This window comes from Microbacterium sp. che218 (assembly GCF_040436305.1).
Taxonomy (GTDB): domain Bacteria; phylum Actinomycetota; class Actinomycetes; order Actinomycetales; family Microbacteriaceae; genus Microbacterium; species Microbacterium algihabitans.
The window spans coordinates 860,009-882,853 of sequence record NZ_AP031501.1 but is presented as its reverse complement, the minus strand read 5'-3'; the positions used below and the strand labels follow the sequence as shown (position 1 = coordinate 882,853).

At 71.0% G+C, this 22,845-nt stretch carries 34 protein-coding genes; 18 read left to right on the top strand and 16 right to left on the bottom strand.

Annotation, left to right across the window (positions count from 1 at the left end; translation table 11 throughout):
* Positions 1–9: 9 nt before the first annotated feature.
* Together ABXS86_RS04250 and ABXS86_RS04245 are read right to left on the bottom strand one after the other, a co-directional pair.
* Positions 10–822: a c-type cytochrome gene (locus tag ABXS86_RS04250; RefSeq protein ID WP_144827894.1), complete on the bottom strand. Its 813-nt coding sequence runs from the start codon at positions 820–822 to the stop codon at positions 10–12.
* Positions 823–837: 15 nt separating this feature from the next.
* On the bottom strand, positions 838–1,473 hold the full coding sequence (locus ABXS86_RS04245; RefSeq protein ID WP_144827891.1) for a heme-copper oxidase subunit III: 636 nt from the start codon (positions 1,471–1,473) through the stop codon (positions 838–840).
* A gap of 181 nt (positions 1,474–1,654) precedes the next feature.
* Between ABXS86_RS04245 and trpD the strand changes: the two genes are divergently transcribed.
* Together trpD and ABXS86_RS04235 are read left to right on the top strand one after the other, a co-directional pair.
* Positions 1,655–2,716: an anthranilate phosphoribosyltransferase gene (gene trpD, locus ABXS86_RS04240; RefSeq protein WP_251503598.1), complete on the top strand. Its 1,062-nt coding sequence runs from the start codon at positions 1,655–1,657 to the stop codon at positions 2,714–2,716.
* A 3-nt stretch (positions 2,717–2,719) separates the two neighbouring features.
* Positions 2,720–3,712 (top strand): PHP domain-containing protein, encoded by a 993-nt coding sequence (locus tag ABXS86_RS04235; protein ID WP_353665726.1) that lies wholly within the window; start codon positions 2,720–2,722, stop codon positions 3,710–3,712.
* Between the two features lie 3 nt (positions 3,713–3,715).
* Here the strand turns inward: ABXS86_RS04235 and ABXS86_RS04230 are convergent, their stop codons facing one another.
* Positions 3,716–4,636: a 5'-3' exonuclease gene (locus ABXS86_RS04230; protein ID WP_353665725.1), complete on the bottom strand. Its 921-nt coding sequence runs from the start codon at positions 4,634–4,636 to the stop codon at positions 3,716–3,718.
* A gap of 80 nt (positions 4,637–4,716) precedes the next feature.
* On the opposite strand from ABXS86_RS04230, the gene ABXS86_RS04225 reads away from it, so the two are divergent.
* From ABXS86_RS04225 to ABXS86_RS04200, 6 genes are all read left to right on the top strand, one after another.
* A complete protein-coding gene (locus tag ABXS86_RS04225; RefSeq protein ID WP_353665724.1) occupies positions 4,717–5,061 on the top strand; it encodes a hypothetical protein in 345 nt (114 codons plus the stop codon).
* 70 nt (positions 5,062–5,131) lie between these two features.
* Positions 5,132–5,668, top strand: a complete 537-nt coding sequence (locus ABXS86_RS04220) for a hypothetical protein (protein ID WP_353665723.1) — start codon at positions 5,132–5,134, stop codon at positions 5,666–5,668.
* A gap of 116 nt (positions 5,669–5,784) precedes the next feature.
* Positions 5,785–6,183: a YchJ family protein gene (locus ABXS86_RS04215; RefSeq protein ID WP_353665722.1), complete on the top strand. Its 399-nt coding sequence runs from the start codon at positions 5,785–5,787 to the stop codon at positions 6,181–6,183.
* 99 nt (positions 6,184–6,282) lie between these two features.
* The gene (locus tag ABXS86_RS04210; RefSeq protein ID WP_144831687.1) at positions 6,283–6,666 is read left to right on the top strand and encodes a PPOX class F420-dependent oxidoreductase; all 384 of its coding nucleotides are present in this window, start codon (positions 6,283–6,285) and stop codon (positions 6,664–6,666) included.
* Between the two features lies 1 nt (position 6,667).
* Entirely contained in the window at positions 6,668–7,342 is a 675-nt protein-coding gene (locus tag ABXS86_RS04205; protein WP_353665721.1) for an SDR family oxidoreductase, read from the top strand.
* Positions 7,339–8,115: an isocitrate lyase/phosphoenolpyruvate mutase family protein gene (locus ABXS86_RS04200; RefSeq protein ID WP_353665720.1), complete on the top strand. Its 777-nt coding sequence runs from the start codon at positions 7,339–7,341 to the stop codon at positions 8,113–8,115. The genes ABXS86_RS04205 and ABXS86_RS04200 overlap by 4 nt, the downstream gene beginning before the upstream one ends.
* A 10-nt stretch (positions 8,116–8,125) precedes the next feature.
* On the opposite strand, the gene ABXS86_RS04195 is transcribed toward ABXS86_RS04200, so the two are convergent.
* The 3 genes from ABXS86_RS04195 to ABXS86_RS04185 form a co-directional block, all read right to left on the bottom strand.
* On the bottom strand, positions 8,126–8,785 hold the full coding sequence (locus ABXS86_RS04195) for an LON peptidase substrate-binding domain-containing protein (RefSeq protein WP_353665719.1): 660 nt from the start codon (positions 8,783–8,785) through the stop codon (positions 8,126–8,128).
* Positions 8,786–8,914: 129 nt separating this feature from the next.
* Positions 8,915–9,970 (bottom strand): FUSC family protein, encoded by a 1,056-nt coding sequence (locus tag ABXS86_RS04190; RefSeq protein WP_353665718.1) that lies wholly within the window; start codon positions 9,968–9,970, stop codon positions 8,915–8,917.
* A gap of 2 nt (positions 9,971–9,972) precedes the next feature.
* Complete coding sequence (locus ABXS86_RS04185) at positions 9,973–10,341, bottom strand: winged helix-turn-helix transcriptional regulator (RefSeq protein WP_307210504.1); 369 nt, start codon at positions 10,339–10,341, stop codon at positions 9,973–9,975.
* Between the two features lie 93 nt (positions 10,342–10,434).
* Between ABXS86_RS04185 and ABXS86_RS04180 the strand changes: the two genes are divergently transcribed.
* Positions 10,435–11,295, top strand: coding sequence for an SDR family oxidoreductase (locus ABXS86_RS04180; protein ID WP_353665717.1), 861 nt, complete (start codon positions 10,435–10,437; stop codon positions 11,293–11,295).
* Between the two features lie 71 nt (positions 11,296–11,366).
* Here ABXS86_RS04180 and ABXS86_RS04175 read toward each other — a convergent pair whose 3' ends face one another.
* Positions 11,367–11,726 (bottom strand): DUF2834 domain-containing protein, encoded by a 360-nt coding sequence (locus tag ABXS86_RS04175; RefSeq protein ID WP_353665716.1) that lies wholly within the window; start codon positions 11,724–11,726, stop codon positions 11,367–11,369.
* A 52-nt stretch (positions 11,727–11,778) separates the two neighbouring features.
* On the opposite strand from ABXS86_RS04175, the gene ABXS86_RS04170 reads away from it, so the two are divergent.
* The 3 genes from ABXS86_RS04170 (at position 11,779) to ABXS86_RS04160 (ending at position 13,777) form a co-directional block, all read left to right on the top strand.
* On the top strand, positions 11,779–12,120 hold the full coding sequence (locus ABXS86_RS04170; protein ID WP_307210515.1) for a TraR/DksA family transcriptional regulator: 342 nt from the start codon (positions 11,779–11,781) through the stop codon (positions 12,118–12,120).
* Positions 12,121–12,158: 38 nt separating this feature from the next.
* A complete protein-coding gene (locus ABXS86_RS04165; RefSeq protein WP_144827862.1) occupies positions 12,159–12,374 on the top strand; it encodes an SCO4848 family membrane protein in 216 nt (71 codons plus the stop codon).
* 125 nt (positions 12,375–12,499) lie between these two features.
* Entirely contained in the window at positions 12,500–13,777 is a 1,278-nt protein-coding gene (locus ABXS86_RS04160; protein ID WP_353665715.1) for an MFS transporter, read from the top strand.
* Here ABXS86_RS04160 and ABXS86_RS04155 read toward each other — a convergent pair.
* Positions 13,749–14,480, bottom strand: a complete 732-nt coding sequence (locus tag ABXS86_RS04155; protein ID WP_144827856.1) for a YidC/Oxa1 family membrane protein insertase — start codon at positions 14,478–14,480, stop codon at positions 13,749–13,751. The two genes, ABXS86_RS04160 and ABXS86_RS04155, sit on opposite strands and share 29 nt — an antisense overlap.
* A gap of 115 nt (positions 14,481–14,595) precedes the next feature.
* Positions 14,596–14,874: a DUF6412 domain-containing protein gene (locus tag ABXS86_RS04150; protein ID WP_144827854.1), complete on the bottom strand. Its 279-nt coding sequence runs from the start codon at positions 14,872–14,874 to the stop codon at positions 14,596–14,598.
* A gap of 64 nt (positions 14,875–14,938) precedes the next feature.
* Between ABXS86_RS04150 and ABXS86_RS04145 the strand changes: the two genes are divergently transcribed.
* Positions 14,939–15,451: a glycine cleavage system protein R gene (locus tag ABXS86_RS04145; RefSeq protein WP_353665714.1), complete on the top strand. Its 513-nt coding sequence runs from the start codon at positions 14,939–14,941 to the stop codon at positions 15,449–15,451.
* 36 nt (positions 15,452–15,487) lie between these two features.
* On the opposite strand, the gene ABXS86_RS04140 is transcribed toward ABXS86_RS04145, so the two are convergent.
* The gene (locus ABXS86_RS04140) at positions 15,488–15,871 is read right to left on the bottom strand and encodes a DUF3054 domain-containing protein (protein WP_353665713.1); all 384 of its coding nucleotides are present in this window, start codon (positions 15,869–15,871) and stop codon (positions 15,488–15,490) included.
* 111 nt (positions 15,872–15,982) lie between these two features.
* Here ABXS86_RS04140 and ABXS86_RS04135 point away from each other — a divergent pair, with 111 nt between their 5' ends.
* Positions 15,983–16,408 (top strand): VanZ family protein, encoded by a 426-nt coding sequence (locus ABXS86_RS04135; protein ID WP_230704473.1) that lies wholly within the window; start codon positions 15,983–15,985, stop codon positions 16,406–16,408.
* A 129-nt stretch (positions 16,409–16,537) separates the two neighbouring features.
* Here ABXS86_RS04135 and ABXS86_RS04130 read toward each other — a convergent pair whose 3' ends face one another.
* Both ABXS86_RS04130 and ABXS86_RS04125 read right to left on the bottom strand, forming a co-directional pair.
* Positions 16,538–17,620, bottom strand: coding sequence for a sensor histidine kinase (locus ABXS86_RS04130; RefSeq protein ID WP_353665712.1), 1,083 nt, complete (start codon positions 17,618–17,620; stop codon positions 16,538–16,540).
* Complete coding sequence (locus ABXS86_RS04125; protein WP_353665711.1) at positions 17,613–18,281, bottom strand: response regulator transcription factor; 669 nt, start codon at positions 18,279–18,281, stop codon at positions 17,613–17,615. The genes ABXS86_RS04130 and ABXS86_RS04125 overlap by 8 nt, the downstream gene beginning before the upstream one ends.
* A gap of 78 nt (positions 18,282–18,359) precedes the next feature.
* Between ABXS86_RS04125 and ABXS86_RS04120 the strand changes: the two genes are divergently transcribed.
* Entirely contained in the window at positions 18,360–18,863 is a 504-nt protein-coding gene (locus ABXS86_RS04120) for a metallophosphoesterase family protein (RefSeq protein ID WP_353665710.1), read from the top strand.
* Between the two features lie 80 nt (positions 18,864–18,943).
* On the top strand, positions 18,944–19,549 hold the full coding sequence (locus ABXS86_RS04115; protein ID WP_353665709.1) for a M15 family metallopeptidase: 606 nt from the start codon (positions 18,944–18,946) through the stop codon (positions 19,547–19,549).
* 47 nt (positions 19,550–19,596) lie between these two features.
* Here the strand turns inward: ABXS86_RS04115 and ABXS86_RS04110 are convergent, their stop codons facing one another.
* The 3 genes from ABXS86_RS04110 to ABXS86_RS04100 form a co-directional block, all read right to left on the bottom strand.
* A complete protein-coding gene (locus ABXS86_RS04110) occupies positions 19,597–20,781 on the bottom strand; it encodes a fatty acid desaturase family protein (protein ID WP_353665708.1) in 1,185 nt (394 codons plus the stop codon).
* A gap of 218 nt (positions 20,782–20,999) precedes the next feature.
* Positions 21,000–21,203 carry a cold-shock protein gene (locus ABXS86_RS04105; protein WP_094733682.1) on the bottom strand — a complete coding sequence of 68 codons (204 nt, stop codon included), beginning with the start codon at positions 21,201–21,203 and terminating at the stop codon, positions 21,000–21,002.
* 16 nt (positions 21,204–21,219) lie between these two features.
* Positions 21,220–21,504: a hypothetical protein gene (locus ABXS86_RS04100; RefSeq protein ID WP_353665707.1), complete on the bottom strand. Its 285-nt coding sequence runs from the start codon at positions 21,502–21,504 to the stop codon at positions 21,220–21,222.
* A 229-nt stretch (positions 21,505–21,733) separates the two neighbouring features.
* Between ABXS86_RS04100 and ABXS86_RS04095 the strand changes: the two genes are divergently transcribed.
* Both ABXS86_RS04095 and ABXS86_RS04090 read left to right on the top strand, forming a co-directional pair.
* On the top strand, positions 21,734–22,072 hold the full coding sequence (locus ABXS86_RS04095; RefSeq protein WP_353665706.1) for a biopolymer transporter Tol: 339 nt from the start codon (positions 21,734–21,736) through the stop codon (positions 22,070–22,072).
* Between the two features lie 54 nt (positions 22,073–22,126).
* A complete protein-coding gene (locus ABXS86_RS04090) occupies positions 22,127–22,618 on the top strand; it encodes a pyridoxamine 5'-phosphate oxidase family protein (RefSeq protein ID WP_353665705.1) in 492 nt (163 codons plus the stop codon).
* Positions 22,619–22,656: 38 nt separating this feature from the next.
* Here the strand turns inward: ABXS86_RS04090 and ABXS86_RS04085 are convergent, their stop codons facing one another.
* Positions 22,657–22,788, bottom strand: a complete 132-nt coding sequence (locus ABXS86_RS04085) for a hypothetical protein (protein WP_260979653.1) — start codon at positions 22,786–22,788, stop codon at positions 22,657–22,659.
* Positions 22,789–22,845: the final 57 nt, after the last annotated feature.

Below are 22,845 nucleotides of genomic sequence, written 5' to 3'. Positions count from 1 at the left end.
AGACGACGGTCAGTTGGACTTCGCCGTGATCCAGACGGTGAGGGCGATGAGCGCCCCGATTCCGAAGATCCAGATGAACAGACCCTCCGACACCGGTCCGAGCGAGCCCAGGGCGTAGCCGCCGGGGGAGTCCGTCTTCTGGAGGTACATCAGGTACGAGATGACGTCGCGCTTGTCTTCGGGGGTGAGGTTGAGGTCGTTGAAGACGGGCATGTTCTGCGGGCCCGTGACCATTGCCGCGTAGATGTTGACCGGGGTCGTGCTGTGCAGATCGGGGGCGTACTTGCCCTCGGTCAGCGCGCCGCCGGCGCCGGCGACGTTGTGGCACATGGCGCAGTTGATGCGGAACAGCTCTGCACCGTGCGAGAGGTCGCCCTCGCCGTCGAGGAGTTCGTTCGACGGGTACGACGGACCGGGGGCCGCGGACTGCACGTAGGCGGCGATCGCGTTGGTCTGCTCTTCCGTGAACTGCACCGGCTTGACCGGAGCCTGCGGGCCCTGCGCCTGCAGGGGCATGCGGCCGGTCGACACCTGGAAGTGCACCGACAGCTCGCCGACGCCGAAGAGCGAGGGACCCTGGTCGCTGCCCTGCAGGTCGAGACCGTGACAGGTGGCGCAGTTGGCCTGGAACAGCTTCTGGCCCTCTTCGACCGCCGTCGCCGAGTTGGCTTCGCTGACGGGGGTGTCGGAGGTGGCGGCCATCGCGGCCGATGCGCCGGCGTAGACGCCTCCGGTGAGGAGGAGTCCGATTCCGATCAGCGCGGCGGCGGCCAGGGGGCTACGACGCCCGGACGCCCGACGAGTCTTCTTCTCGCGTGCCATGTGAGTACAGCTCTCTTACTTGAGGAAGTAGATGACGAAGAACAGGGCGATCCAGACGACGTCGACGAAGTGCCAGTAGTACGACACGACGATCGAGGTGGTCATCTCTTTGCGGCCGAAGTTCTTCACGGCGTACGCGCGGCCGATCACGAGAAGGAAGGCGATGAGGCCACCCGTCACGTGCAGGGCGTGGAAGCCGGTGGTGAGATAGAAGGCAGATGCGTAGGGGTTGGCGCTGATGGGCATGCCCTCGGCAACCAGCGTCGCGTACTCCCACACCTGGCCCGACACGAAGACCGCGCCGAGGATGAAGGTGAGGTAGAACCACTCGACCATGCCCCACTTGAGGATGCCGGCCCGCGCACCGGTGCGGTACGGCTGGTACCGCTCGGCGGCGAACACGCCCATCTGGCACGTGACCGAGGACAGCACGAGGATGATCGTGTTGACGGTCGCGAAGGGGACGTTGAGCAGCTGCGTCTCGTCAGCCCACAGGGAGGCCGAGGTGCTGCGCAGGGTGAAGTAGATCGCGAACAGGCCGGCGAAGAACATGACCTCGCTGCCCAGCCACACGATGGTGCCAACGGCGACCGGGTCGGGTCGCTTCACGGCACGCACGGCCTGGGAATACGTCGCTGAGGTCGTCACCATCCCATTATGCGCGATCCTGCGACGGGATATTCCCATCCCCAACTTGAGATATTCCATCGTCGAGACTTAGGGAAGCCTCAGAATCTGCGGATAATCCCCGGTGCGACGGGTGTTCCGCGGCGACCGTCCGCGGCGCTCGAACGCGACACGCGAGGACAGGTCGCTGTGAAAGGATTGCCGCATGGCGGAACGCTTCACCTGGCCCGATCTTCTCGCCTCGCTGCTCGCCGGCGACGACCTCAGCGTGTCGGAGTCCACGTGGGCGATGCGCGAGGTCATGGCGGGGCGCGCGACGCCCTCTCAACTGGCCGGATTCCTCATGGCGCTGCGAGCCAAGGGCGAGACCGTCGAGGAGATCGTCGGCTTCCGCGACGCCATCCTCGAGGCGGCGGTGCCCCTCCCCGTCCGCGCGGACGTGCTCGACATCGTCGGTACCGGCGGGGACCGCTACGGCACCGTCAACATCTCGACGATGGCGGCCGTGGTGGCCGCGGCATCCGGAGTCCCCGTCGTCAAGCACGGCAATCGCGCCGCCAGCTCGGCATCCGGATCATCCGACGTGTTGTCGTCGTTGGGCATCGCGCTGACGCTGTCGCCCGAGAAGGTCGCCGAGATCCTTGACCGCACGGGCATCACCTTCGCCTTCGCCTCCGCGTTCCACCCCGGCTTCCGCCACGCGGCCGCTACGCGGTCGGAGCTCGGCGTGCCGACGGTCTTCAACTTCCTCGGCCCGCTGTGCAACCCCGCGCGCGCCGAAGCGAACGCCGTCGGCGTCGCGCACCTCGACCGCGTGCCGCTGATCACGGGCGTGTTCCGCACGCGCGGCGCGACCGCGCTGGTGTTCCGCGGCGACGACGGTCTCGACGAGCTGACCACCACCGGCCACAGCCGCGTGTGGGAGATCAGCCGCGGCGACGTGCACGAGCACGACCTCGACCCGCGCGACCTCGGCCTTCCTCTCGCCGACATGGACGACCTGCTGGGCGGGACTCCCGACCACAACGCCACCGTCGTGCGCCGCGTGCTCGGCGGCGAGTCGGGTCCCGTTCGCGACATCGTGCTGTTGAACGCGGCGGCGGGACTGGTCTCGTTCCGGCTGTTCCGCGACGCGACCCAGGTACAGCGCCCCATCCTCGAGCGCCTGGCCGAGGCGATGGCCGACGCCGCCGCCGCGATCGACGACGGGCGCGCCGAGGCCAAGCTCGACGCGTGGGTCGACACGTCGAAGGCTCTGGCGGAGTAGATCGTGAACCCGCTCGACGCCCTCACCGAGATCGCGTATCTGCTCGAGCGGGAGAGGTCGTCGCGCTATAAGAGCAAAGCGTTCCGTACCGCCGCCGCCGCGATCGACGGGCTCAGCGACGCCGAACTGCGCGATCCCGCCCTGCGACGCCGCGCGGGCATCGGTGATTCGACGTACGCGGTGATCACCCAGGCCCTCGCGGGTGAGGTGCCCGAGCGTCTCGCGACGCTCCGCGCCGAGGCGGCGCCCGTCGGCGGAGCCGAGCTGCGTGCGCGCCTGCGGGGCGACCTGCACAGCCACAGCGACTGGTCGGACGGGCTCACCCCGATCGAGGCGATGGTCGACGCCGCCCGCGGGCTGGGGCACGAGTACCTCGCCCTCACCGACCACTCGCCCCGCCTGACGGTGGCGAACGGGCTGTCGCCCGAACGCCTGCGCGCGCAGATGGACATCGTGCGCGGGCACCGCGGCGACGGCTTCACGCTGCTGACGGGCATCGAGGTCGACATCCTCGACGACGGCGCGCTCGACCAGGAGGACGAGCTGCTGCACGCGCTCGATGTGGTCGTGGCATCCGCCCATTCGAAACTGCGCATGGACCGCGCCCCCATGACGAAGCGTCTGGTGGCGGCGGCGGGGGATCCGCGGGTCGACGTGCTCGGACACGTCACCGGCCGACTGGTCGAGGGAGCGCGGGGCACGCGCCCTCCGTCGGAGTTCGACGCGGCGGCCGTGTTCGCCGCGTGCGCGGAGTCTGGTGTCGCGGTCGAGATCAACTCGCGGCCCGAGCGGCAGGATCCGCCCGACGAGCTGCTGGCGATGGCGATCGAGGCCGGGTGCCTGTTCTCCATCGATTCCGACGCGCACGCGCCCGGACAGCTCTCACTGCTCGATCACGGCGCCGCACGTGCCGAGGCGCTCGGGGTTCCGGTCGACCGGATCGTCACGACGTGGCCGCTCGAGAAGCTGAAGGAGTGGCTCGAGCGCACCCGCTGAGGCTCAGTGCGGCAGCGCGGCGAGCACGCGGGTCATCGACGATCCGAGGTTCCAGGTGTCGGCGAGAGCCACCGCGGCGTCGTGGTCGACGGGACGCAGTCGGTCGTCGAAGGGCGCGAGGTCGAGATCGCGCGCGACGCGCACGACCGTCGGCGCGACGTCGAGGTAGTCGGAGGCGGCGAGGATCTTCGCGCGCTGGGCGGGCGTGCCGGCACTGCCGTCGGCGGCGGCCGCGCGGATGCCGTCGAGGGTCGCGCAGGCCGCGAGCAGCGACGCCGCGGACTTCTCGCCGATGCCGGTGACACCGGGCAGTCCGTCGGAGGGGTCGCCTCGCAGAGCCGCGAAATCGGCGTACTGCGCGGCGTGCACCCCGTACTTGGAGACGACGGCCGCATCGTCGACGATCTCGAGGTTGCTCATGCCGCGCGCCGTGTACACGACGCGGATGCCGCGGTCGTCGTCGACGAGCTGGAACAGGTCGCGGTCGCCCGTGACGATGTCGACCGGCACGTCGGCGCGGGTCGCGAGGGTGCCGATCACGTCGTCGGCCTCGTGGTCGCTCGCCCCCGAGATCGGGATGCCGAGCACCTCGAGCGCCGCACGGATGACCGGCAGCTGCGCCTCGAGCGGGTCGGGCACCTCTTCGACGTCGGGGCCGGTCGCGACCGCCTCGACGACGCGGTGCGCCTTGTAAGTCGGCAGGAGGTCGACGCGCCACGCGGGACGCCAGTCGTCGTCCCAGCAGGCGACGAGGCGCGTGGGCTCGTAGGTGGTGACGAGCTTGGCGATCATGTCGAGCAGACCCCGCGCCGCATTGACCGAGGTGCCGTCGGGGGCCTTCACCTTGTCGGGCACCCCGTAAAAGGCGCGGAAGTACAGCGACGCGGTGTCGAGCAAAAGCAGTTTCTCAGAGCGGTGGGGCACGCCGCCAGCGTATCGGGGAGCATCCGGGATCGGGACGCGAAGGAAGTCTGCGGTCAGCGGTGCGCTTGTAGGCTCTCGTCATGTCAGCGGGCAGAGTGTCGGGCAGGCGGGCATCGTTCATCGGCATCGCCGCGGGGTCCGCCGCCTCAATCCTGGCCACTGGGGTCGGCGGATTGGCTCTGTGGGCTGCTATTGCGGAGGCGCACAGCAATCCCGTTGAGGGAATGGGCGCGTTCTCCTCCTGGTTTTGCGGCGTGTTGTCCGGCGTGCTCGCCGTCGTCGGTTCGATCTTCTGCGTGCGCGCTAGTCGGTCTGCGCCGGCTGCGCGTCGCGGAGCGGCGCTCTCGCTGAGCGTCGGCTCCCTCCTCGTCTCTGGTGTGGCCGCCGTCTTCTATCTCTTTGCACTGCCTCTGATATTCACCTGAAGCTCGACCGACAGCCTCGCCACTCCAGCGACCCGCTCTCCGTCGCTACGACGTCGATAGGCTCGCGCCCATGGCTTCTCCAACCGACCCTCTCGCCGTGCTCGGCGCGCAGTGGGCGGAGCGTGAACGATGGGAGACCGCGTGGCGGGGATTCCTCCGACCGCGTGCGGAGATCGTCGCCGTCGCGCCGGTGAGGTTTCTCGACTGGACCATCGACGGTCGGCCGCTTCGCGACCGCCTGACGTCCTCCGATGGTCGGGCGTGTGAGGACATCACCCTTCTCGCAGACCATTCTTCAGGCGACCAGTACGCGATCGAGAGCCTGCGAGCGCTCCTCTCCGAGGACACACCCGGCATGGACTCCTCGCTCCGCTTCAGCGACGGTCGCACTGGCCTGCTCTTCTGCCCCACATGTGGCGGCTTGGACTGCGGCGCCGTCACTGCCGAGGTGCGTGTGACGGAAAGCACGGTCGAATGGCGAGATGTCGCGTACCAAGATGGATCGACCGGCGACGTGCTACCGGATGCCCCGGCATTCACTCTGCGTTTCGATCGAGTGCAGTACGAGACGACGGTGCGCGCCCTGCTGACGAAATGGCGGGCCTAGCCCAACGCGGCGCTATCCGCGCAAAAGTACAGCGACGCGGTGTCGAGGAGCATGAGGCGGTCGGTCACACCCTGATCCTGGCACGGGGGTCCGACACCGCGACCTAGAGTGGCGGGATGTCTTTCGGCTCGGCATCCGTCCGCCCCTCCGCCACCGACGCGTGCCCGTGCGGCGAGGGAGAGTTCGGGACGCACTGCGGCCCCCTCCTCGACGGAGAGCCGGCGCCCGGGGCCGAGCGGTTGATGCGGTCGCGCTACACCGCCTTCGCGATCGGCGATGCGGCTCACCTCGCGCGCTCGTGGCATCCGCGCACCCGTCCCGACGAGATCGAGGTCGGCGACGGCACCCAGTGGATCGGCCTCGACATCATGTCGGCGGAGGAGGGGGCGGATGCCGCGGAGGTGAGCTTTCGCGCGCGCTGGCGGCACGGGAACGACGCGGGCGAACTGCGCGAGCGCAGCCGGTTCGTGCGCCGCGCGGGCCGCTGGGTCTACGTCGACGGCGACGTGGACTAGCGCGGCGGACGAGCGGCCCGGGGCGAGGCGTCAAGCCCGAACGGGCGTGTCGGAGGTTCGGCGTACGGTCGTGAGCGGATCCTCGGCGAAAGGACACGCATGATCCCCGACGCGCACCGCGACCTGCTCGAGAACCCGAACTACGGAAGCCTCGGCACCGTCCGTCCCGACGGAACGGTGCAGGTGAATCCGATGTGGTTCGACTTCGACGGCGAGCACCTGCTGTTCACGCACACGACCACGCGGCAGAAGTTCCGCAACCTGCAGCAGAACCCCTCGATGAGCCTGATGGTCTTCGACCCGGCGCAGCCCTACCGCTACATCGAAGTGCGCGGCCGGCTCGTCGAGGCCGAGCCCGATCCGACGGGCGCGTTCTACGTGCACCTCGGAAAGCGTTACGGCAACGCGGAACAGGAGGCGCCACCGGACAGCGCCGACCGCGTGATCCTGAAGATGTCGATCGAGAAAGTCGGAGGACAGTGACATGGAACGTGTAGTGATCATCGGAGGCCACGGCAAGGTGGCCCTGCACCTGGCGCGGCTGCTGGCGGACCGCGGAGACGAGGCCACCTCGGTCATCCGCAAGCCCGAGCAGAAGGACGACATCGAGCAGGCGGGCGGCACGCCCCTCGTGCTCGACGTCGAAAGCGCCGACGTCGATCAGATGGCCGAGGCGTTCGCGGGCGCCGACGCGATCGTGTGGTCGGCCGGAGCGGGCGGCGGGAGCGCCGAGCGCACGTACGCGGTCGACCGCGACGGCGCGCAGCGGGCCGTCGATGCCGCCGCGCAGGCGGGCGTGCGTCGCTTCGTCATGGTGTCGTGGATCGGTTCGACCCCCGACCACGGCATCGACCCCGACGACTCGTTCTTCGCCTACGCCGACGCGAAGCTCGCGGCCGACGACCACCTGCGCGCGAGCGAGCTCGACTGGACCATCCTCGGCCCCGGCACGCTGACGCTCGACCCGCCGACCGGTCGCATCACCACGGCTCCGCAGGGCAAGGGCGAGGTGTCGCGCGCCGACGTCGCCGCCGTCGCCGCCGCGGTGCTGATCCAGCCCGCGACGATCGGTCGCTTCATCCGCTTCGGTGCGGGCGATACGCTGATCGCCGAGGCCATCGTCGACGACGAGACGCGCACGACAGGAGACCACGCATGACCGCCCTCAGCGACAAGGCCCAGGCCTTCGCCCAGCTCCACACCGCTCCCGAGATCCTTCGGGTCGTCAACATCTGGGACGTCGTGTCGGCCACCGCCGTCGCGGCGCTGCCCGAGACCAAGGCGCTCGCCACGGCCGGTCACTCGATCGCCGCGACCTTCGGCTACGAGGACGGCGAGAACATCCCCCTCGACGTCATGCTCGACATGGTCGGTCGCATCGTCGCCGCCGTCGACGTGCCTGTCACGGCCGACCTCGACTCGGGCTTCGGAAACCCCGGCGAGACCACGCGGCGCGCGATCGGCGTGGGAGTCGTGGGAGCGAACGTCGAGGACCGCGTCAAGCCGCTGGCCGAGGCCATCGCGGCCGTCGAAGCGGTCATCGCGGCCGGTGAGGCGGAGGGTGTGCCGTTCGTGCTGAACGCGCGCACCGACGTGTTCCTCAAGGGTGCCGATCGGCCCCTCGACGACAAGGTGGCGGATGCCGTCGAGCGCGGCCGTGCCTTCCTCGCGGCGGGTGCCACCTCGGTGTTCGTCCCGGGGCTGCTCGACGCCGAGACGACGCGTCGCCTCGTGGAGGGCCTCGGCGAACGTCGGCTCAGTGTCATCGGTGTGCCCGGGGCGCTCACGGCCGCGGAGTACGAGGCTCTCGGCGTCGCCCGCATCTCGTACGGCCCGCAGACCCAGCGCGTGGCGCTGACCGCTCTGCAGGACCTCGCCATCGACCTGTACGGCGACGGCGTGATCCCCTCGTCGGTGCGCGCGCTGAACTGAGTCCGGACGGTCAGTCCTCGTCCCCGGGGGTGGGGTCGTCGTCGGTGACGACGATCACGCCGTCGGGGACGGGGTCGCCGAGCAGCGGCTCGGCGGCGAGGGTCAGATCGATCGTCGCGCGCAGGAGTCCTCCGAGCGTCTTCGAGCGCAGCAACTCCATCTGGTCGAGTTCGCCGAGCGGGGCGATCGCGGCCACCTGCCACGCGCGCGGCAGCGGTTCTTCGGCGAGTTCGACCTCGGGATCCCACCGCGTGCCGCCGAACTGCTGGGCCTTGCCGAGCACACGGCGCACGATGCGTTCGGCCTCGTCGAGCATAGGGGAGAGCGCGTCGTTCCACTCGAGGTCGGGCAGGGCGCGGAGGTCGGCGCGGGGATAGGGCGCGTCGTCGAGCCACTCGACGATCTCGAAGCGCTGCGTTCCGTGCGCGAGGACCTGCATCTGGTCGGCGAGGGGCACGACCTGGCTGAGCTGGGCCATCGTGCCCAGAGCGAAGCGCTGGTCGCCGCCGCCCGTCTCGGTCCCGCGTTCGATGAGCACGACGCCGAACGAGGGGTCGGTCTCGTCGAGCAGACGACCGAGCATCACGAGGTAGCGCTCCTCGAAGATCCGCAGAGCCAGAGGCGTGTGCGGGAAGAGGACGGCGCCGAGGGGGAACATCGCGGTACCCATGCGCCCAGTCAACCAGCGCGGGGCACGGCGCGGGCCGCGTGCGGCGAATCCACAGCGCGCCGGCTGCGTCGGCGGTGCGGCACGCGGTTCGGCCGGGGTGTCGGCATCCGCATGCCGTGTTTTCGTCGGTCAGTCGGCGGCGTCGCGCAGCGTCTCGTGCACGCGGTGCAGGTCCATCAGCAACGACCCGACGAGCACCCAGTGCGCGGTCGAGGGGGTCTGGATCTGCAGGGGCCGGGTCAGTGCCGGCTCCTCCTCGACGAGGCGTTCGGGGCCGGCATCCACCGCGAAGGCGAGACGCACGTCGTGGGCCGCGCGGTGCAGTTGTTCGGCGATGGCGCGCACCGCGGGTTCGTCGGCGATCGTGGCCTCGTAGCCGTCGTAGACGGCGCGGGTCATGCCGATCGTCTGCGTCACGACGGGCGAGAAGCGTTCGAGCAGGTCGCGCATCTCGACGAGGTCGCTGCGGTGTCTCCCGCTGCGCGGGTTGAGGGCAAGAGAGTCGGTGGCGTCGGTGATCGCCGTCGCCGCGGCGTCGCGCACGGGGCGGAGCAGGCGGGCTTCGAGCAGCAGCCCCTCGAGCGAGGCGGGCGTCTGCGGGGTCTCGAGGGCGGCGGCGAGACGCTCGAGCGCCTCGGCCAGTTCACGGCCCAGCACCTGCACCTTCTCGCGCGCGCTCGGAACCAGCACGGGCGGCACGAGCACGGCGTTGACGACGATGCCGATCGCCGCGCCGATGAGGGTCTCGAGCACGCGGTCGAGCGCGTAGTTGGGGGTCGCGGTGCCCAGGGCGAGCACCAGCAGAGCGCTGATCGCGATCTGGTTGGTCGCACCGGGCGAGATGCGCGCCGCCCACGCGACGACGAGCGCGACGCCGGCCGACAGCAGCGCGACCCACGGTTGCGACCCGAAGGCCAGGCCGAGCAGGGCCGCGATGACCACGCCGACGATGACTCCCACGCTGCGTTCGACGGCGCGCGTGAACGACTGGTTGATGCTCGGCTGCACGACGAGCAGGGCGGCGATGGCGGCGAAGATGGGCGGCGGCCCCTGCACGAGCCACCCGGCGATCAGCCACGCCGCCACGATCGCGATGGCCGACTTGGTCACCTGCAGCAGCGGGACGCGCCGGGGTGCGCGGACGGTGAGCGAGTCGCGCATGGCACGCGTCGACGGCAGGCGCATGGTCAGCTCCGCCGCGCGACGATGTCGTCGGCGTTGTCGGCGACCCACTCCATGAGCGGGATGACGCGGATCATGAGGTCGCGGCCGCGGTCGGTGAGCGCGTACTCGACGCGCGGCGGCACCTCGGGGTAGGCGGTGCGCGCGACCAGCCCGTCGGCCTCGAGCGTCTTGAGGGTGCTCGCCAGCATCTTCTCGCTGATCCCGGCGATGTTACGCCGGAGGGCTCCCCATCGCTGCGTCCCGTCGGACAGGGCGACGAGCACGAGGATGCCCCACTTGCCCATCACGTGATCGAGCACCGTGCGGGTGGGGCACCCGTCGGCGAAGATCTCGGGGTTGCGTCCTCGCAGGTCGCTAAGACTGACGCTCATGTAAGTACCTAACCAGAAAGTGGGTACCGGCATTCCGGAATGCGCTCCCGCACGGGCGGTTGCACCGGCGGAACCCGTCGAAAGGACCACCCCATGACCATTCTCGTCACCGCCGCCACCGGCCACCTCGGCCGCCTCGTCGTCGACGCCCTGCGCGAGCGCGGCGTCGCGGCATCCGACATCGTCGCCGGCGTCCGCACGCCGGCCAAGGCCGCCGACCTCGCCGACAGCGGGGTGAACGTGGTCGAGCTCGACTACGCCCGCCCCGAGACGCTCGCCTCCGCCCTCGAGGGCGTCACGCGCGTGCTGCTCATCTCGGGCACCGACGCCGACCGCGTCTCGGGCCACCGCAACGTCATCGACGCCGCACGCGCGGCCGGCATCGAGCGTCTCGTGTACACCAGCGCCCCGCGCGTCGACGAGGTGGACTACGCGCTCGGCGCCGACCACAAGGCGACCGAGCAGGCGATCGCCGCCTCCGGCGTGAGCGCCACGATCCTGCGCAACAACTGGTACACCGAGAACTACCTCGACTCCGTGGCGCGCGCGGCCGACACCGGCGAGATCGTCGCCGCCGTGGGTGACGCGCGGGTGGCGAGCGCCAGCCGTCGCGACTACGCCGAGGCCGCCGCCGTCGCGCTGACCACCGACGACCTGGCGGGACAGACGATCGAGATCGGCGGAGACGTCGCGTGGACGTACGACGAGCTCGCGGCCGCAGCGACCGAGGTGCTCGGTCGCCCTGTCACCTACACGCGCGTCTCGCTCGCGCAGCTGACCGCCGGACTCGAGGCCGCGGGGCTCGACGCCGGGACCGCGGCCTTCGTCGCGGGCATCGACGACGCGATCGCACGCGGGGCGCTGTCGGAGACCGACGGGTCGCTCGCCCGCATCATCGGTCGCCCGACGACTCCGCTGGTCGAGGGACTGCGCGCGGGTCTCGCCTCGCGCTGAGCCCGACGCCCTCGCGTGAGGGGTCATCTTCTGTCGCTTGCAGCCCCTCTGAGGCGACAAGAAGCGACCTCTCACGCGGGGTGGGTGGGGGAGGACCGCCGCGCGGTCAGGTGCCGCTGCCGCATCGCGAGGAACAGCGGGAACGTGAACGCGAACGCCGTGATCCCCGACAGCACGATGTACAGCCACGCGAAGCGCATGCCGAGCCGGCGCGCCTCGACGATGATGAACACGCTGCCGGCGATCGCGACGACCAGCAGATCGACGGTGATCGACGACACCGCCGGCCCGCTCGTGACGAGGTCTCCGATGAAGTCGCGCATCTGCACGATCGCGAAGACGTTGAAGGTCCAGGTGCCGATGAGTCCCGCGACCGCGAGTGCGAGGAACACCACAGCGGTCGGGGTCCAGTGTCGTCGAAGCTCGCTCATAAGCCGATCCTGCCGCAGCGCCGGTGTCGGTGGTGGGGGCTAGCGTCGAAGCATGGATGCCGTGACCGCGGGGCGCATGCTCGACCACCTCGAGCGCGAGGTGGAGCACCGTCTCGCGCGGTTGCACGACGACGAGGAGAGCCTCCGCCACGACCGCGCCGACGGCACCGCCGACGACGAGCACGACCCCGAGGGCTCGACGCTGTCGGGGGAGTGGGCGCAGGTCGACGCGCTGCGGCGCGGCGCCGAGGCCGAGCGGGCCGAGATCCGCGCGGCGCGCGAGCGCGTGGCCTCCGGAACCTTCGGGGTGTGCGAGGTGTGCGGCCGACCGATCGCCGACGCCCGGCTCGAGGTGCGCCCGTTCGCGCGTCGGTGCATCGCGTGTGCCGCGTGAGGGCCGGCCGAGAAGGCACCCGCGCGTAGGCTCGACGCGTGGAACCCCTGCTGATCGTGCTGCTCTTCGCCAACGCCGTGTTCAACGCCGTCGTCTGGCCCCGCTTCTACCCGCGCATCGCGAAAGACCCGCGCGCGCGGGACGCCGCCGGAAAGCCGACGCCGTTCCTGATCGTGCACACGGTGCTCATCGCCGTCGCGCTGGTGCTGGCCCTGGCATCCGTGATCGCGGCGATCGCCGCCCTCGTGAGCTGAGCTTCCCGGGCGCTCTTCAGCGCCCCGCGGTAGAATCGTCGAGCGGGTTCGCCCGCCGCACGCTGTGCAACTACCTACCGGACCCGGCAAGGCGGCACGTTCCATCGCCTCCGAGAGACCGCTCCATGTCTGCGCCCGCACGCCCACCCGCCTCCCCGGCCGTCGCCCACCGCTCCCTGATCCACCACACGGGGTTCTGGTATTTCCCCGTCGCCTTCATCGCCCGTCTGCCGTTCGCGATGATGACGGTGGGGGTGCTGGCCATCGTCGTCGCCGAGCGCGGTTCGGTCGCCCTCGGCGGCCTGACCGCCGCCGCCGTCGGCCTCGGCGTCGTCGTCGCGGGCCCCGTGCTCGGCGACCTCGCCGACCGCTTCGGGCAGCGGCGCGTGCTCGTGCCCGTGGGGCTGGCGAACGGCATCCTGCTCGCCCTCTTCCCCCTCGTCGTGCAGGCCGCGAGCTCCGAGGCGCTGCTGCTGGGGGCGGCCGCCGCGATCGGCCTCACCGGCCCGCAGACGGCGGCGATGTCGCGCAGTCGCGTCATGGCCCTCATCGGCGATCGCGTGCACCCCACGCGTCGCGAGCGCACCTTCTCGCGGGCGATGGCGTACGAGTCGGCGGCGGACGAGACGGCCTTCGTGATCGGCCCGTTCGTGGTCGGTGTGCTGGCGGCGCTCATCGCACCGTGGGCTCCCATCGCGGGCGCCGCCCTGTTGAGTTTCGTCTTCGTCACGGCCTTCGCGCTGCACCCCACCGGGCGGGCGGTCCCGGAGCGGTCGGAGCGCACCGCGATGGCGCCGTTCCGCGAACTGCTCCACCCGCGCATGCTCGTGCTGGTGGCGGCCGTCTTCGGTGTCGGGCTGTTCTTCGGGTCGACCCTCACCTCGCTGACCGCGTTCATGGAGGCGCAGGGCGCTCCCGAGGCGGGCGCGTTGCTGTACGGCGTCATGGGCGTCGGCTCGGCTGTGCTGGCCCTCGCCGTCGCGGTGATCCCCGAGCGGTTCGTTTTGCGTTGGCGCCTGGTGGTGTTCGCCGCGATCCTCACCGCGTCGGCGGGGGCGTACTCGGTCGGCGGATCGGTGCAGACGGTGACGCTGGTGCTGTGCCTGATGGGCATCGGCGTCGGCCCCTCGCTCGTGACGTTGTTCAGCCTCGCCGGCCACCGCGCGCCGCGCGGGCGCACCGCCTCGACGATGACGATCCTCGCGTCGGCCCTCACGCTCGCCCAGGCACTGTCGTCGGCGGTCACCGGAGCGGTCGCCGAGAACGACTCGGTCGAGACCGCGCTGCTCTTCCCGGCCGCGGCCGCGCTGCTGGTGCTCGCGATGGCCGCGGTGAACGCGTCGTGGTCGAAGCGGTGGGACGCCCGCTCGGCGCTCACGCCGGCAGCGGGTACCGCCGCCTGAGCACCACCCGCTGCACGAGCGTCCACACCGTCGTCACCGTGAGGTAGAGCGCGGCGGCGAGAGGCACGAACAGCGCCACCACCGCCGTCGTGAACTGCAGCGCGCCGAAGAGGGGCGTCGTCCACGCGGGGGCGGCCGGGTCGACCGCCGGCCGCAGCAGACGACGGGTCAGCTCGGCGGCGGCGACGATGACGGCCACCAGCACCGCGAAGACTGCCAGGGTCCCGGCATCCGCGGTCCCGGTCGTGACGGCGGCCACGAGGCTTCGCCCGAGCGGTGCGCCCAGCAGATCGTGTGCGAGCAGGGCGTTGGCCTGGCCGCCCACGGTCGGGTGCAGGAAGACGGCGTAGAGCAGCCCCACCACAGGGGCCTGGGCCAGCAGAGGCAGGCATCCCGCCACCGGCGACGCCCCCTCGTCGCGGTACAGCTGCATCGTCTCGCGCTGCAGGCGTTCGGTGTTGCCCTTCCACCGCTGCTGCAGGGCGCGCAGGCGCGGAGCGAGACGGGCACGGGTCTGCTCGGCGCGGGCCTGCGAGACCCCGACGGGGATCAGCACGAGGCGCACGAGCAGCGTCACGACGACCACCGCCACAGCGGCGGCCGCCCCCGCGGTGACGGGTTCGAGCGCGGTGGTGAGGGCGAGCAGGGCTCGGGTGGTCAGGTCGAGGAGAAGGGCGAGGGGAGGGAAGGCGAAGAGGTCCAACGGGGCGTCCAATCGGTGCGGCGATCACGGCAGGACCGGTCGCCGGCGCGAGCGCGCACGAACGACCGGTGGTCGCGTGAGGGCACCGGATGCCGCGAGGGCGGCGGACGGCGGGCTACGCGACCGGGATCGCGAGCCCCGGAGCGCGCGGGCGCGGGTGCCCCGCGGCATCCGGATCGCTCTGCGCCACCAGCGCGGAGGGGTCGATCGGACGCGGCGAGGGCCGAGGGGCGGATGCCACGAGCCCGGGCACGACGAGCAGCACGACCGCGACCGTGACGACGACCGCGGCGGCCAGCACGACCGCCAGCAGCGGGGCGTCGGAACCGGGGGTGAGCGACAGCTCGGCGAACGCGAGCAGGAGGTTGATCGTTGCGATGATCGACGCGATCATGCGGTCACCTCCTGTCGGATCGGAAACCTCACGGTATCAGCGCGGCCGTGGGTACGCTGTCGCCATGACCACCCTCGTCCTCACCGTCGTCGGCGATGACCGCGCGGGCCTCGTGTCCGCGGTCGCCGACATCGTCGACGCCCACGGCGGCAACTGGGAGAACAGCGAACTCGCCGAACTGGCGGGCGCGTTCGCCGGCATCGTCGAGGTATCGGTGACGCCTGAGCGCGCCGACGACCTGCGCGCCGCCCTCGAGGGGCTCGCGGGCACCCTCACCGTCACGGTGCACGCGGGCAGCGGCTCGCTCGCCGACGCGGCGCCGCGCTCGGTCACCTTCGACGTGGTCGGCAACGATCGGCCGGGCATCGTCCGCGAGGTGTCGGCGGCGCTCAGCGCGCACGGGGCGAGCATCGAGCGCATGTCGACGCAGACGACGGATGCCGCGATGGCCGGCGGGCGCCTGTTCGAGGCGTCGATCACGGCGACGGTGGCCGCCGACGTCGAGGTCGACGACCTGGTGGCCGAGCTCGAGCGCCTCGCCGCCGAGATCCAGGTCGACGTCACGCTCGCCGACTGAGGCCGGAGCGGCGGTCGCGCGGACGAGCGACGCGCGTCAGGCCCGACGTCGCCGCGCCGCGAGACGCGCGATGCCGCGCCACCCGAGCAGGAACACCGCGAGGGTGATCGTCGCGACGATGATGAACGCCACCGCCACGCCCTGACCGCTGAGCGCACGCAGCACCATGCCGAGCGCGACGGTGATCGCCCACACCGGCAGACCCGTGCGCATCACGGCCGTCGGCCGACGCCACGCGCGCGTGACGAGCCACCCGATCAGCAGCGCCGCGACGAAGGGCCACGCGGTGGTGGCGAGTCCGGAACCGAACGGGCCCAGCACGTCGCCGTCGTGGGTCGCCCGCCCGATCGCCGCGAAGACGACGACCAGCACGATGTCGAGGAGCAGGGCGAGGGCGGGGGAGCGACGCGAAGAGGACACGCCTCCATTCTGCGGGCCGCGCGGCGACGTATCGTCCGTGTATCGCGGTCGCGAGACGTCGGGACAACAGGCGGGTCGGTGGGATGGGATCTCCGCACCCTGGAGGTCACCGTGTCCGATCGATCCGCTTCCGTCTTCTCCGCCCCGCGCCTGCTGGTCGCCGGCGCCGTGCTGGCCGCCGTGGCCGCCCTGACCCTCGCTCCGCGCACGATCGCGTGGCCGGCGCGGACGCTGGTGCTCGACGCCCTCGATCATCTCCCGCCGTGGGGGAGCGCCCTGCTGTTCGGTGCGGGCGCCGACGTGGCGCTCAACGTCCTGTTCTTCGTTCCGCTGGGAGCCGCCGTCGCCCTTCTGCTGCCGCTGCGGTGGGCGCCGGCATCCGTTCTCGTGGGAGCCGCCGTGTCGCTCACCGTCGAGATCGCGCAGACGCTGATCCCGGGTCGGGTTCCGGATGCCGACGACGTGGCGTCCAACACCCTCGGCGCCCTGATCGGCACGGTCGTCGTCCTCGTGATCCGGCTGATCGCTCGGCGCTGAGCCGGGCGTCGGTCTGGCGCCCGCTGCTCGGCGTGAGGCCGGCGCTGAGTGGCGCGTCGCCTCGCGCCCGCTTCCCGGCGTGGGGCCGACGCCGGCGAGGGGGATCACGCCGCCGGAGCGGAGGGGGGGTCAGCGCGGCAGGCGCAGCCGGGCGCGCAGCCCTCCGGCATCGCCGGGCCACAGCTCGAGGTGCCCGCCGTGCGCGCGGGCGATCGAGGCGACGATCGCGAGCCCGAGTCCCGTGCCGTCGGCGCGCCCGCGCGTGCGTCCCGCGCCGCGCACGAACGGCTCGGGCAGGGTGGCCACGAGTTCTCGCGAGAGCACCTCGCCCGAGTTGTCGACGTCGACGATCACCTCGTCGTCGCTCCCGGTCACGGTCACGCGCACCCACCCGCCGTCGATGTTGTGCACGAGCGCGTTGCGCACGAGGTTCGCGACGGCCTGACGCATCAACGTCTCGTCGACGCGCGCGATGCCGCCGGTGCCCGGGAGCACAACGAGGTCGAGTCGCGCGGCGTCGGCGTCGGGGCGCGCCTCGTCGGCGACCGCGGCGATGACGGCGTCGACGTCGACCGGCTCGCGCGAGAGCTCGCCCGCGCGGGTCGAGCGGGCGAGGGCCAGGAGGGCCTCGGTCAGACGGATCGCGCGTTCGTTGGTGAGGTCGAGCCGGTGCAGCAGGCGCTCGAGGTCGATGCCGTCGGGATCGGCGCGCGCCACCTCGAGCAGCGTGCGCATCGTCGCGTGCGGGGTGCGCAGCTCGTGCGAGGCGTTGGCGGCGAACCGCTGCTGTTCGTCGAGGGTCAGCTCGACCCGCGCGAGCATCGCGTCGAAGGTGTCGGCGAGCTCGGTCAGCTCGTCGCGACGCCCGGGCAGAGCGACGCGGTGGGCCAGGTCTCCGCCGCGCACGGCGCGCGCGGCATCGGTGATGCGGTGCAGGGGCCGCAGCATGAGCCCCGAGACGACCCATCCGCCGCCGAGGCCGATGACGGCGAGGGCGAGCACCGCGTACCAGGCGTACCGGACGAACACGTCGATCAGATCGCCCCGACCGGGCGTGAACGTCCCGCTCTCGGAGTACAGGTTGCCGTCGGGCACGAACCGCAGCACGAGGAACCCGACGACGAACACCGCGATCCCCACGATCACGACGAACGCCGCGTAGCTCAGCGTGAGTTTGAGGCGGATCGAGAGTCCCGCGGCGCGCTCACGCATCGGCGAGCCCCATGCGGTAGCCCACTCCCGCGACCGTCTGGATCAGCCACGGCTCACCGAGGCGCTTGCGCAGCGTCGAGATCGTGATGCGCACCGCATTGGTGAACGGGTCGGCGTTCTCGTCCCACGCGCGCTCGAGCAGGTTCTCGGCGCTGACGACGCCGCCGCCCGCTCCCATGAGCACCTGTAGCACCGCGAACTGCTTGCGGGTGAGCGAGACGTATCTCCCGTCGCGGTAGACCTCGCGGCGGAAGGGATCGAGACGGATGCCGTGCTGCTCGAGCACCGGCGGGGTCGAGGCCGCGGGGCGGCGGGCAAGGGCGTGCAGGCGCATCACGAGCTCGCGCAGCACGAAGGGCTTGGTCAGGTAGTCGTCGGCGCCGCTCTCGAAACCGCTCGCCTTGTCGTCGAGGCGGTCGGCGGCGGTCAGCATGAGCACGCGCGGGGCGGCGGGCTGCGCGCTGAGGTGGCGGGCGATCTCGTCGCCGTTCGGCCCCGGGATGTCGCGGTCGAGCACCACGACGTCGTAGGAGGTGTACCCCAGCAGCTCGAGCGCGGTGTCGCCGTCGCCGGCGATGTCGGCGGCGATCGCTTCGAGGCGGAGCCCGTCGCGGATCGCCTCGGCGAGGAAGGGTTCGTCCTCGACGATCAGCACGCGCATCCCGTCATCGTAGGCGGGGCGGCATATCGCCGACGTATGCCCGGCGCGCATCCCCACTCGCGTGGGTAGCGTGGAGACATGGCGACCAGACTGCTCCTCGTGGCCGACACGCACGTGCCGAAGCGGGCGCGCGTGCTTCCCGAGGCGGTCCGGCACGCGGCATCCGGAGTCGACCTCATCGTGCACGCGGGCGACTGGGTGAGCGCGAGCGTGCTCGACGAACTCGAAACGCTCGGCCCCGTGCTCGGAGTGTGGGGCAACAACGACGGCGACGATCTGCGTCCGCGTCTGCCCGAGGTCGCCCGCGCCGAGATCGACGGGGTGCGGGTGGCGGTCGTGCACGAGACGGGGGCGGCGACCGGGCGCGAGAAGAGGATGGATGCCGCGTACCCCGACACCGACCTGCTCGTGTTCGGGCACAGTCACATCCCGTGGGACGCCGTGACCCCGAACGGCCTGCGTCTTCTCAACCCCGGTTCGCCGACCGACCGACGACGGCAGCCGGCGTGCACGCTGATGACCGCCACGCTCGACGGCGGTGCGGTGCGCGACGTCGTGCTGCACGAGGTCTCGCGCGACTGAAAGCGGTCCCGACCGGGTTATCGCCGCCGTATGGTCGCGGCCATACGCCGTGGCAACGCGGCTCCCGCTCGACTGGGGTCATGGCTCCTTCGGCATCCCTCATCCCCTCACCCTCCCGTCGGCGACTCGCTCTGCTCGCGATCGCCGCAGCGATCGCGGTCGCCCTGACCGTGCTGGCCGCCCTGCTCGCGGCGAGCACCGCCTCGTCGTTCGCGGCGGGGGTCGCCGCCCACGCGCCGTTCGCCCCCGCCGAGGCCGACGGCATGATCCCGGCCGAGTCGCCGCTCACGGTCGACGACGAGCGTCATCCGGCGATGACCGGACTCGACGGCGAGCTGCGCGAGGCGCTGCGCTCCGCACAGGCGGCGGCCGCGGACGACGGGGTCGTGTTCGACGTCACCAGCGGGTGGCGCAGTGCCGACTACCAGCGCTGGCTGCTCGGCGACGCGATCCGCACCTACGGCACCGAGGCGATCGCGCGGCAGTACGTCGCCTCACCCGAGGGCTCGAGCCATGTCACGGGCAACGCCGTCGACATCGGATCGCTCGACGCGCAGCTGTGGATCATCGAACACGGCCGCGAATGGGGCCTGTGCCAGACCTACGCCAACGAGCGCTGGCACTTCGAGAAGGCGACGGATGCCGGGGGCGAGTGCCCCGAACCGATGGCCGACGCGCGGGGATGAAACGACGACGGCGCCGCCCCTTTCGGGTGCGGCGCCGTCGAACGATCTCACTCGACGTTCAGTTGCCGGGTGGGTGAGGTCAGCGGGCAGTCGAACGGGTCGCGGGCGGCGAGGCCCACACGGTTCAGATACGCGATGACGATGCCGTACGACTGGAACAGGGTCGTCTCGACGTAGGGGACGTCCAGCGTCGCGCACTGCTCGCGGACGATGGCGCGGGCCTTGCTGAGGTGCGGGCGCGGCATGTTCGGGAACAGGTGGTGCTCGATCTGGTAGTTCAGACCGCCCATGAGCCACGTGGCCCACCAGCCGCCGGAGACGTTGCGCGAGGTGCGCACCTGCTTGCTGAAGAAGTCGAGCTTGGCTCCGGGCTCGATGATCGGCATGCCCTTGTGGTTGGGAGCGAAGGACGCGCCCATGTAGATGCCGAAGACCGCGACCGAGACGCCGAAGAACGCGAACGCGAGACCCACCGGCAGGAAGATGAAGATCGGCGCGATGAAGAGGGCGTGACGCAGCGTCAGCAGCGCGATCTCGCCCCAGCGGCCCTTGACCTCGCCGCGCGAGAACAGGTGGCGGAAGGCGAGGACGTAGAGGTTGATGCCCTCGAACGCCAGCAGGGGGAAGAACAGGTAGCCCTGGCGCTGGGTGATCCAGCGCTGGACGCCGCGGGCCTTGGCCGCGTCGACGTCGAGGAACGAGATCGTGTCGATCTCGATGTCGGGGTCTTTGTCGACGCGGTTGGGGTTGGCGTGGTGACGCGTGTGCTTCGACGCCCACCACGAGCGGCTCATGCCGACGATGCCGTTGCCGATGAGCAGTCCGAGTCGGTCGTTGGCGGGACCGGAGGCGAAGATCTGGCGGTGCGCGGCCTCGTGGGCGAGGAAGGCGACCTGCGTGAACAGGATGCCGAGCACCGCCGCGACGATCAGCTGGAACCAGCTGTCGCCGAGCAGGATGAAGGCGGTCACGCACCCGGCGAAGCCGAGCACGATCGCTCCGGCGACGACGGAGTAGAAGACCGGCGTGCGCACGAGGAGTCCGCTCTCACGGACGACCTGAGACAGCTCCGTGTAGGCCTTCGTGAGCGGGGGGAACTCCTTCGTGCCGGAGTACGTCTGACGAACGGGGCCGAGGCGGGACTCGACGATGGTGGAAGCGATGCTCTGCTCCTCGGATCGGGGGTGACCAGGTTCTCGAGCCAGGGCGGCTTCCGCGGCTCGGGCCCACATTATCGGGCGATGTATGGAGGGCTCGGCATACGAGCACACGTCCAGGAGGCTCACGGGAAACGGAAACGCGAGCGTTCGTCCGCGACCGTGAAAACCCGCGGAAAGACGACGAAAGCCGGGGCGTCGCCGAAGCGACGCACCCGGCTTTCCGGCCTCGAACGGCGAAGGCCGGCGCGTCGCGTCAGCGACGCACCGGCCCTCGCGGTGCGGAGCGATGCTCAGAGGGGGCGAATGTTCGCAGCCTGCATGCCCTTGGGGCCCTGCTCAGCGTCGAACTCGACCTTCTGGGCCTCTGCGAGCTCCTTGAAGCCGTTGCCCTGGATCGCGCTGAAGTGCGCGAACAGGTCGGCCGAGCCGTCATCGGGAGCGATGAAGCCGTAGCCCTTTTCGGAGTTGAACCATTTCACGGTGCCAGTGGCCATCGTGTTCTTCCTTTATTCATGTTGGGCCGCAGACGCGGCCGTGGGCGCCGCTCCGACGCATGCGGAGCGGACGGGGACGCCGCAACACCGGGAAGGTGTCGCGTACGCGATGCCCGTCGACGGCGGCCTGAGCCGCCACGACGGACGCGTGGACGCCGAGATTCTCGCCGAGCGGACCTTGGGCTTCATAGCCCGAGGTGGCCGCGCCGACGAAACCGGCGTAGTCGGATCCGGCCATCGCGACGAACACGTCGAGATCGGCCTGGCGCCACGCGAGTGGCGAAGGGTGAAGCAGGGACACAGAAACTTTCCGCGAGTGCGATGCGGTGGCGGATGCCATCAAGCGGTGCACGCGATGATTGAGGGAGGGATTGCCTTCGTAAACGGCTCGGCGCCGTGCGCCCGGCATCTCAGCGATGAGGCGGGCGTCGATGAAGCAAGTCCCAGAACGAATAGCCTCACCGTAGCACGGAAGTCTGCGAAACGCCCGGGCGATGTCGCGGGGACGGTCGCTGCGCTGCACTGGGCACATGGCATCCGCAGACGACGACGACCGATGGCTGGTGATCGACGGACGGCGGTGGCGTCGCACCGACCCCGCCCTGCCCGCGCCGATCGCCGAGCGCCTGCGCTCGCACCTGGGTCGCGCACGGTCGGCGGTCGGCACCGCGAAGAGGGCCGGCGACGACGAGGCGGTGGCGGCCGCGAGGCGCCGGGTGGGCCTGGCCAAGCACGGGCTGGGGGAGCGCGGGCCGCGATGGTGGGACGACGAGGTCGCGGCGCGCGTGGGCCGCGCCGAAGAGGCACTCGACGAACTCGACACGATCGCGCCGCCGAGAGCAGACGGCGGCGACGGCGTCAACGCGTAGCGCCGGACGCGAGGAGGCGGTGGGCTGAAGGTCCACGAAACGAGGGGGAGCCCCATGTCATCCACCGCCACCGAGCTCGAGACGCTCAACGACCTGCTCAAGAAGTTCCGCTTCGCCATGGTCACCACCCGCGCCGAAAACGGCGCACTGCACGCGCACCCGCTGACCGTGCAGGAGAAGGAGTCGGACGGCGACCTCTGGTTCATCGTCGGCACCCACGCCTCGGCTGTCGAACACGTGCGGCGCGACCCCAAGGTCGGGCTGTCTTTCAGCACCGACGGCACGTGGCTGTCGCTCGCGGGAGAGGCCGAAGTGGTCGACGACCTCGCGAAGTTGAAGGAGCTGTGGTCGACCACGGTCGAGGCATGGTTCCCCGACGGCCCCGAGTCGCCGGGTGTCACGCTGCTGAAGGTCTCGACCCTCACCGGCGAGTACTGGGGGAGCGTCGGCGGACGTCTCGCCACCGCGATCGCCCTCGTCACCTCGAAGGTCACCGGCGACCGGCCGCGCGGGGGCGAGAAGCAGACCTTCGACCTGACCGACTGAGCACGGCGCGGACCTCGCGGCCGCGCCGTGCCGCGAGGTCATCCGCCCGAAGGGTTGTCGACGGGCGCATCGTCGTCGTCGGTGGTGTCGGGGATGACGGGCGCATCGGCCGTCTCGAGCTCATCGGGCTCGTCGGCGGTGTCGTTGCTGCGGTCGTGTGTGGTGTCCATGCCGACACCCGACCACGATCCGCCGCCTCCGCGCGCGGGCCTTGCGCGCACCCGTGT

Bases quoted from the DNA above. Each gene is read 5' to 3' on its own strand.
- ABXS86_RS04250 (WP_144827894.1), bottom strand. From the start codon at position 822: ATGGCACGCGAGAAGAAGACTCGTCGGGCGTCCGGGCGTCGTAGCCCC.
- ABXS86_RS04245 (WP_144827891.1), bottom strand. From the start codon at position 1,473: ATGGTGACGACCTCAGCGACGTATTCCCAGGCCGTGCGTGCCGTGAAG.
- trpD (WP_251503598.1), top strand. From the start codon at position 1,655: ATGGCGGAACGCTTCACCTGGCCCGATCTTCTCGCCTCGCTGCTCGCC.
- ABXS86_RS04225 (WP_353665724.1), top strand. From the start codon at position 4,717: ATGTCAGCGGGCAGAGTGTCGGGCAGGCGGGCATCGTTCATCGGCATC.
- ABXS86_RS04220 (WP_353665723.1), top strand. From the start codon at position 5,132: ATGGCTTCTCCAACCGACCCTCTCGCCGTGCTCGGCGCGCAGTGGGCG.
- ABXS86_RS04215 (WP_353665722.1), top strand. From the start codon at position 5,785: ATGTCTTTCGGCTCGGCATCCGTCCGCCCCTCCGCCACCGACGCGTGC.
- ABXS86_RS04210 (WP_144831687.1), top strand. From the start codon at position 6,283: ATGATCCCCGACGCGCACCGCGACCTGCTCGAGAACCCGAACTACGGA.
- ABXS86_RS04205 (WP_353665721.1), top strand. From the start codon at position 6,668: ATGGAACGTGTAGTGATCATCGGAGGCCACGGCAAGGTGGCCCTGCAC.
- ABXS86_RS04200 (WP_353665720.1), top strand. From the start codon at position 7,339: ATGACCGCCCTCAGCGACAAGGCCCAGGCCTTCGCCCAGCTCCACACC.
- ABXS86_RS04195 (WP_353665719.1), bottom strand. From the start codon at position 8,785: ATGGGTACCGCGATGTTCCCCCTCGGCGCCGTCCTCTTCCCGCACACG.
- ABXS86_RS04190 (WP_353665718.1), bottom strand. From the start codon at position 9,970: ATGCGCCTGCCGTCGACGCGTGCCATGCGCGACTCGCTCACCGTCCGC.
- ABXS86_RS04185 (WP_307210504.1), bottom strand. From the start codon at position 10,341: ATGAGCGTCAGTCTTAGCGACCTGCGAGGACGCAACCCCGAGATCTTC.
- ABXS86_RS04180 (WP_353665717.1), top strand. From the start codon at position 10,435: ATGACCATTCTCGTCACCGCCGCCACCGGCCACCTCGGCCGCCTCGTC.
- ABXS86_RS04175 (WP_353665716.1), bottom strand. From the start codon at position 11,726: ATGAGCGAGCTTCGACGACACTGGACCCCGACCGCTGTGGTGTTCCTC.
- ABXS86_RS04170 (WP_307210515.1), top strand. From the start codon at position 11,779: ATGGATGCCGTGACCGCGGGGCGCATGCTCGACCACCTCGAGCGCGAG.
- ABXS86_RS04160 (WP_353665715.1), top strand. From the start codon at position 12,500: ATGTCTGCGCCCGCACGCCCACCCGCCTCCCCGGCCGTCGCCCACCGC.
- ABXS86_RS04150 (WP_144827854.1), bottom strand. From the start codon at position 14,874: ATGATCGCGTCGATCATCGCAACGATCAACCTCCTGCTCGCGTTCGCC.
- ABXS86_RS04145 (WP_353665714.1), top strand. From the start codon at position 14,939: ATGACCACCCTCGTCCTCACCGTCGTCGGCGATGACCGCGCGGGCCTC.
- ABXS86_RS04130 (WP_353665712.1), bottom strand. From the start codon at position 17,620: ATGCGTGAGCGCGCCGCGGGACTCTCGATCCGCCTCAAACTCACGCTG.
- ABXS86_RS04125 (WP_353665711.1), bottom strand. From the start codon at position 18,281: ATGCGCGTGCTGATCGTCGAGGACGAACCCTTCCTCGCCGAGGCGATC.
- ABXS86_RS04120 (WP_353665710.1), top strand. From the start codon at position 18,360: ATGGCGACCAGACTGCTCCTCGTGGCCGACACGCACGTGCCGAAGCGG.
- ABXS86_RS04115 (WP_353665709.1), top strand. From the start codon at position 18,944: ATGGCTCCTTCGGCATCCCTCATCCCCTCACCCTCCCGTCGGCGACTC.
- ABXS86_RS04110 (WP_353665708.1), bottom strand. From the start codon at position 20,781: ATGTGGGCCCGAGCCGCGGAAGCCGCCCTGGCTCGAGAACCTGGTCAC.
- ABXS86_RS04105 (WP_094733682.1), bottom strand. From the start codon at position 21,203: ATGGCCACTGGCACCGTGAAATGGTTCAACTCCGAAAAGGGCTACGGC.
- ABXS86_RS04095 (WP_353665706.1), top strand. From the start codon at position 21,734: ATGGCATCCGCAGACGACGACGACCGATGGCTGGTGATCGACGGACGG.
- ABXS86_RS04090 (WP_353665705.1), top strand. From the start codon at position 22,127: ATGTCATCCACCGCCACCGAGCTCGAGACGCTCAACGACCTGCTCAAG.
- ABXS86_RS04085 (WP_260979653.1), bottom strand. From the start codon at position 22,788: ATGGACACCACACACGACCGCAGCAACGACACCGCCGACGAGCCCGAT.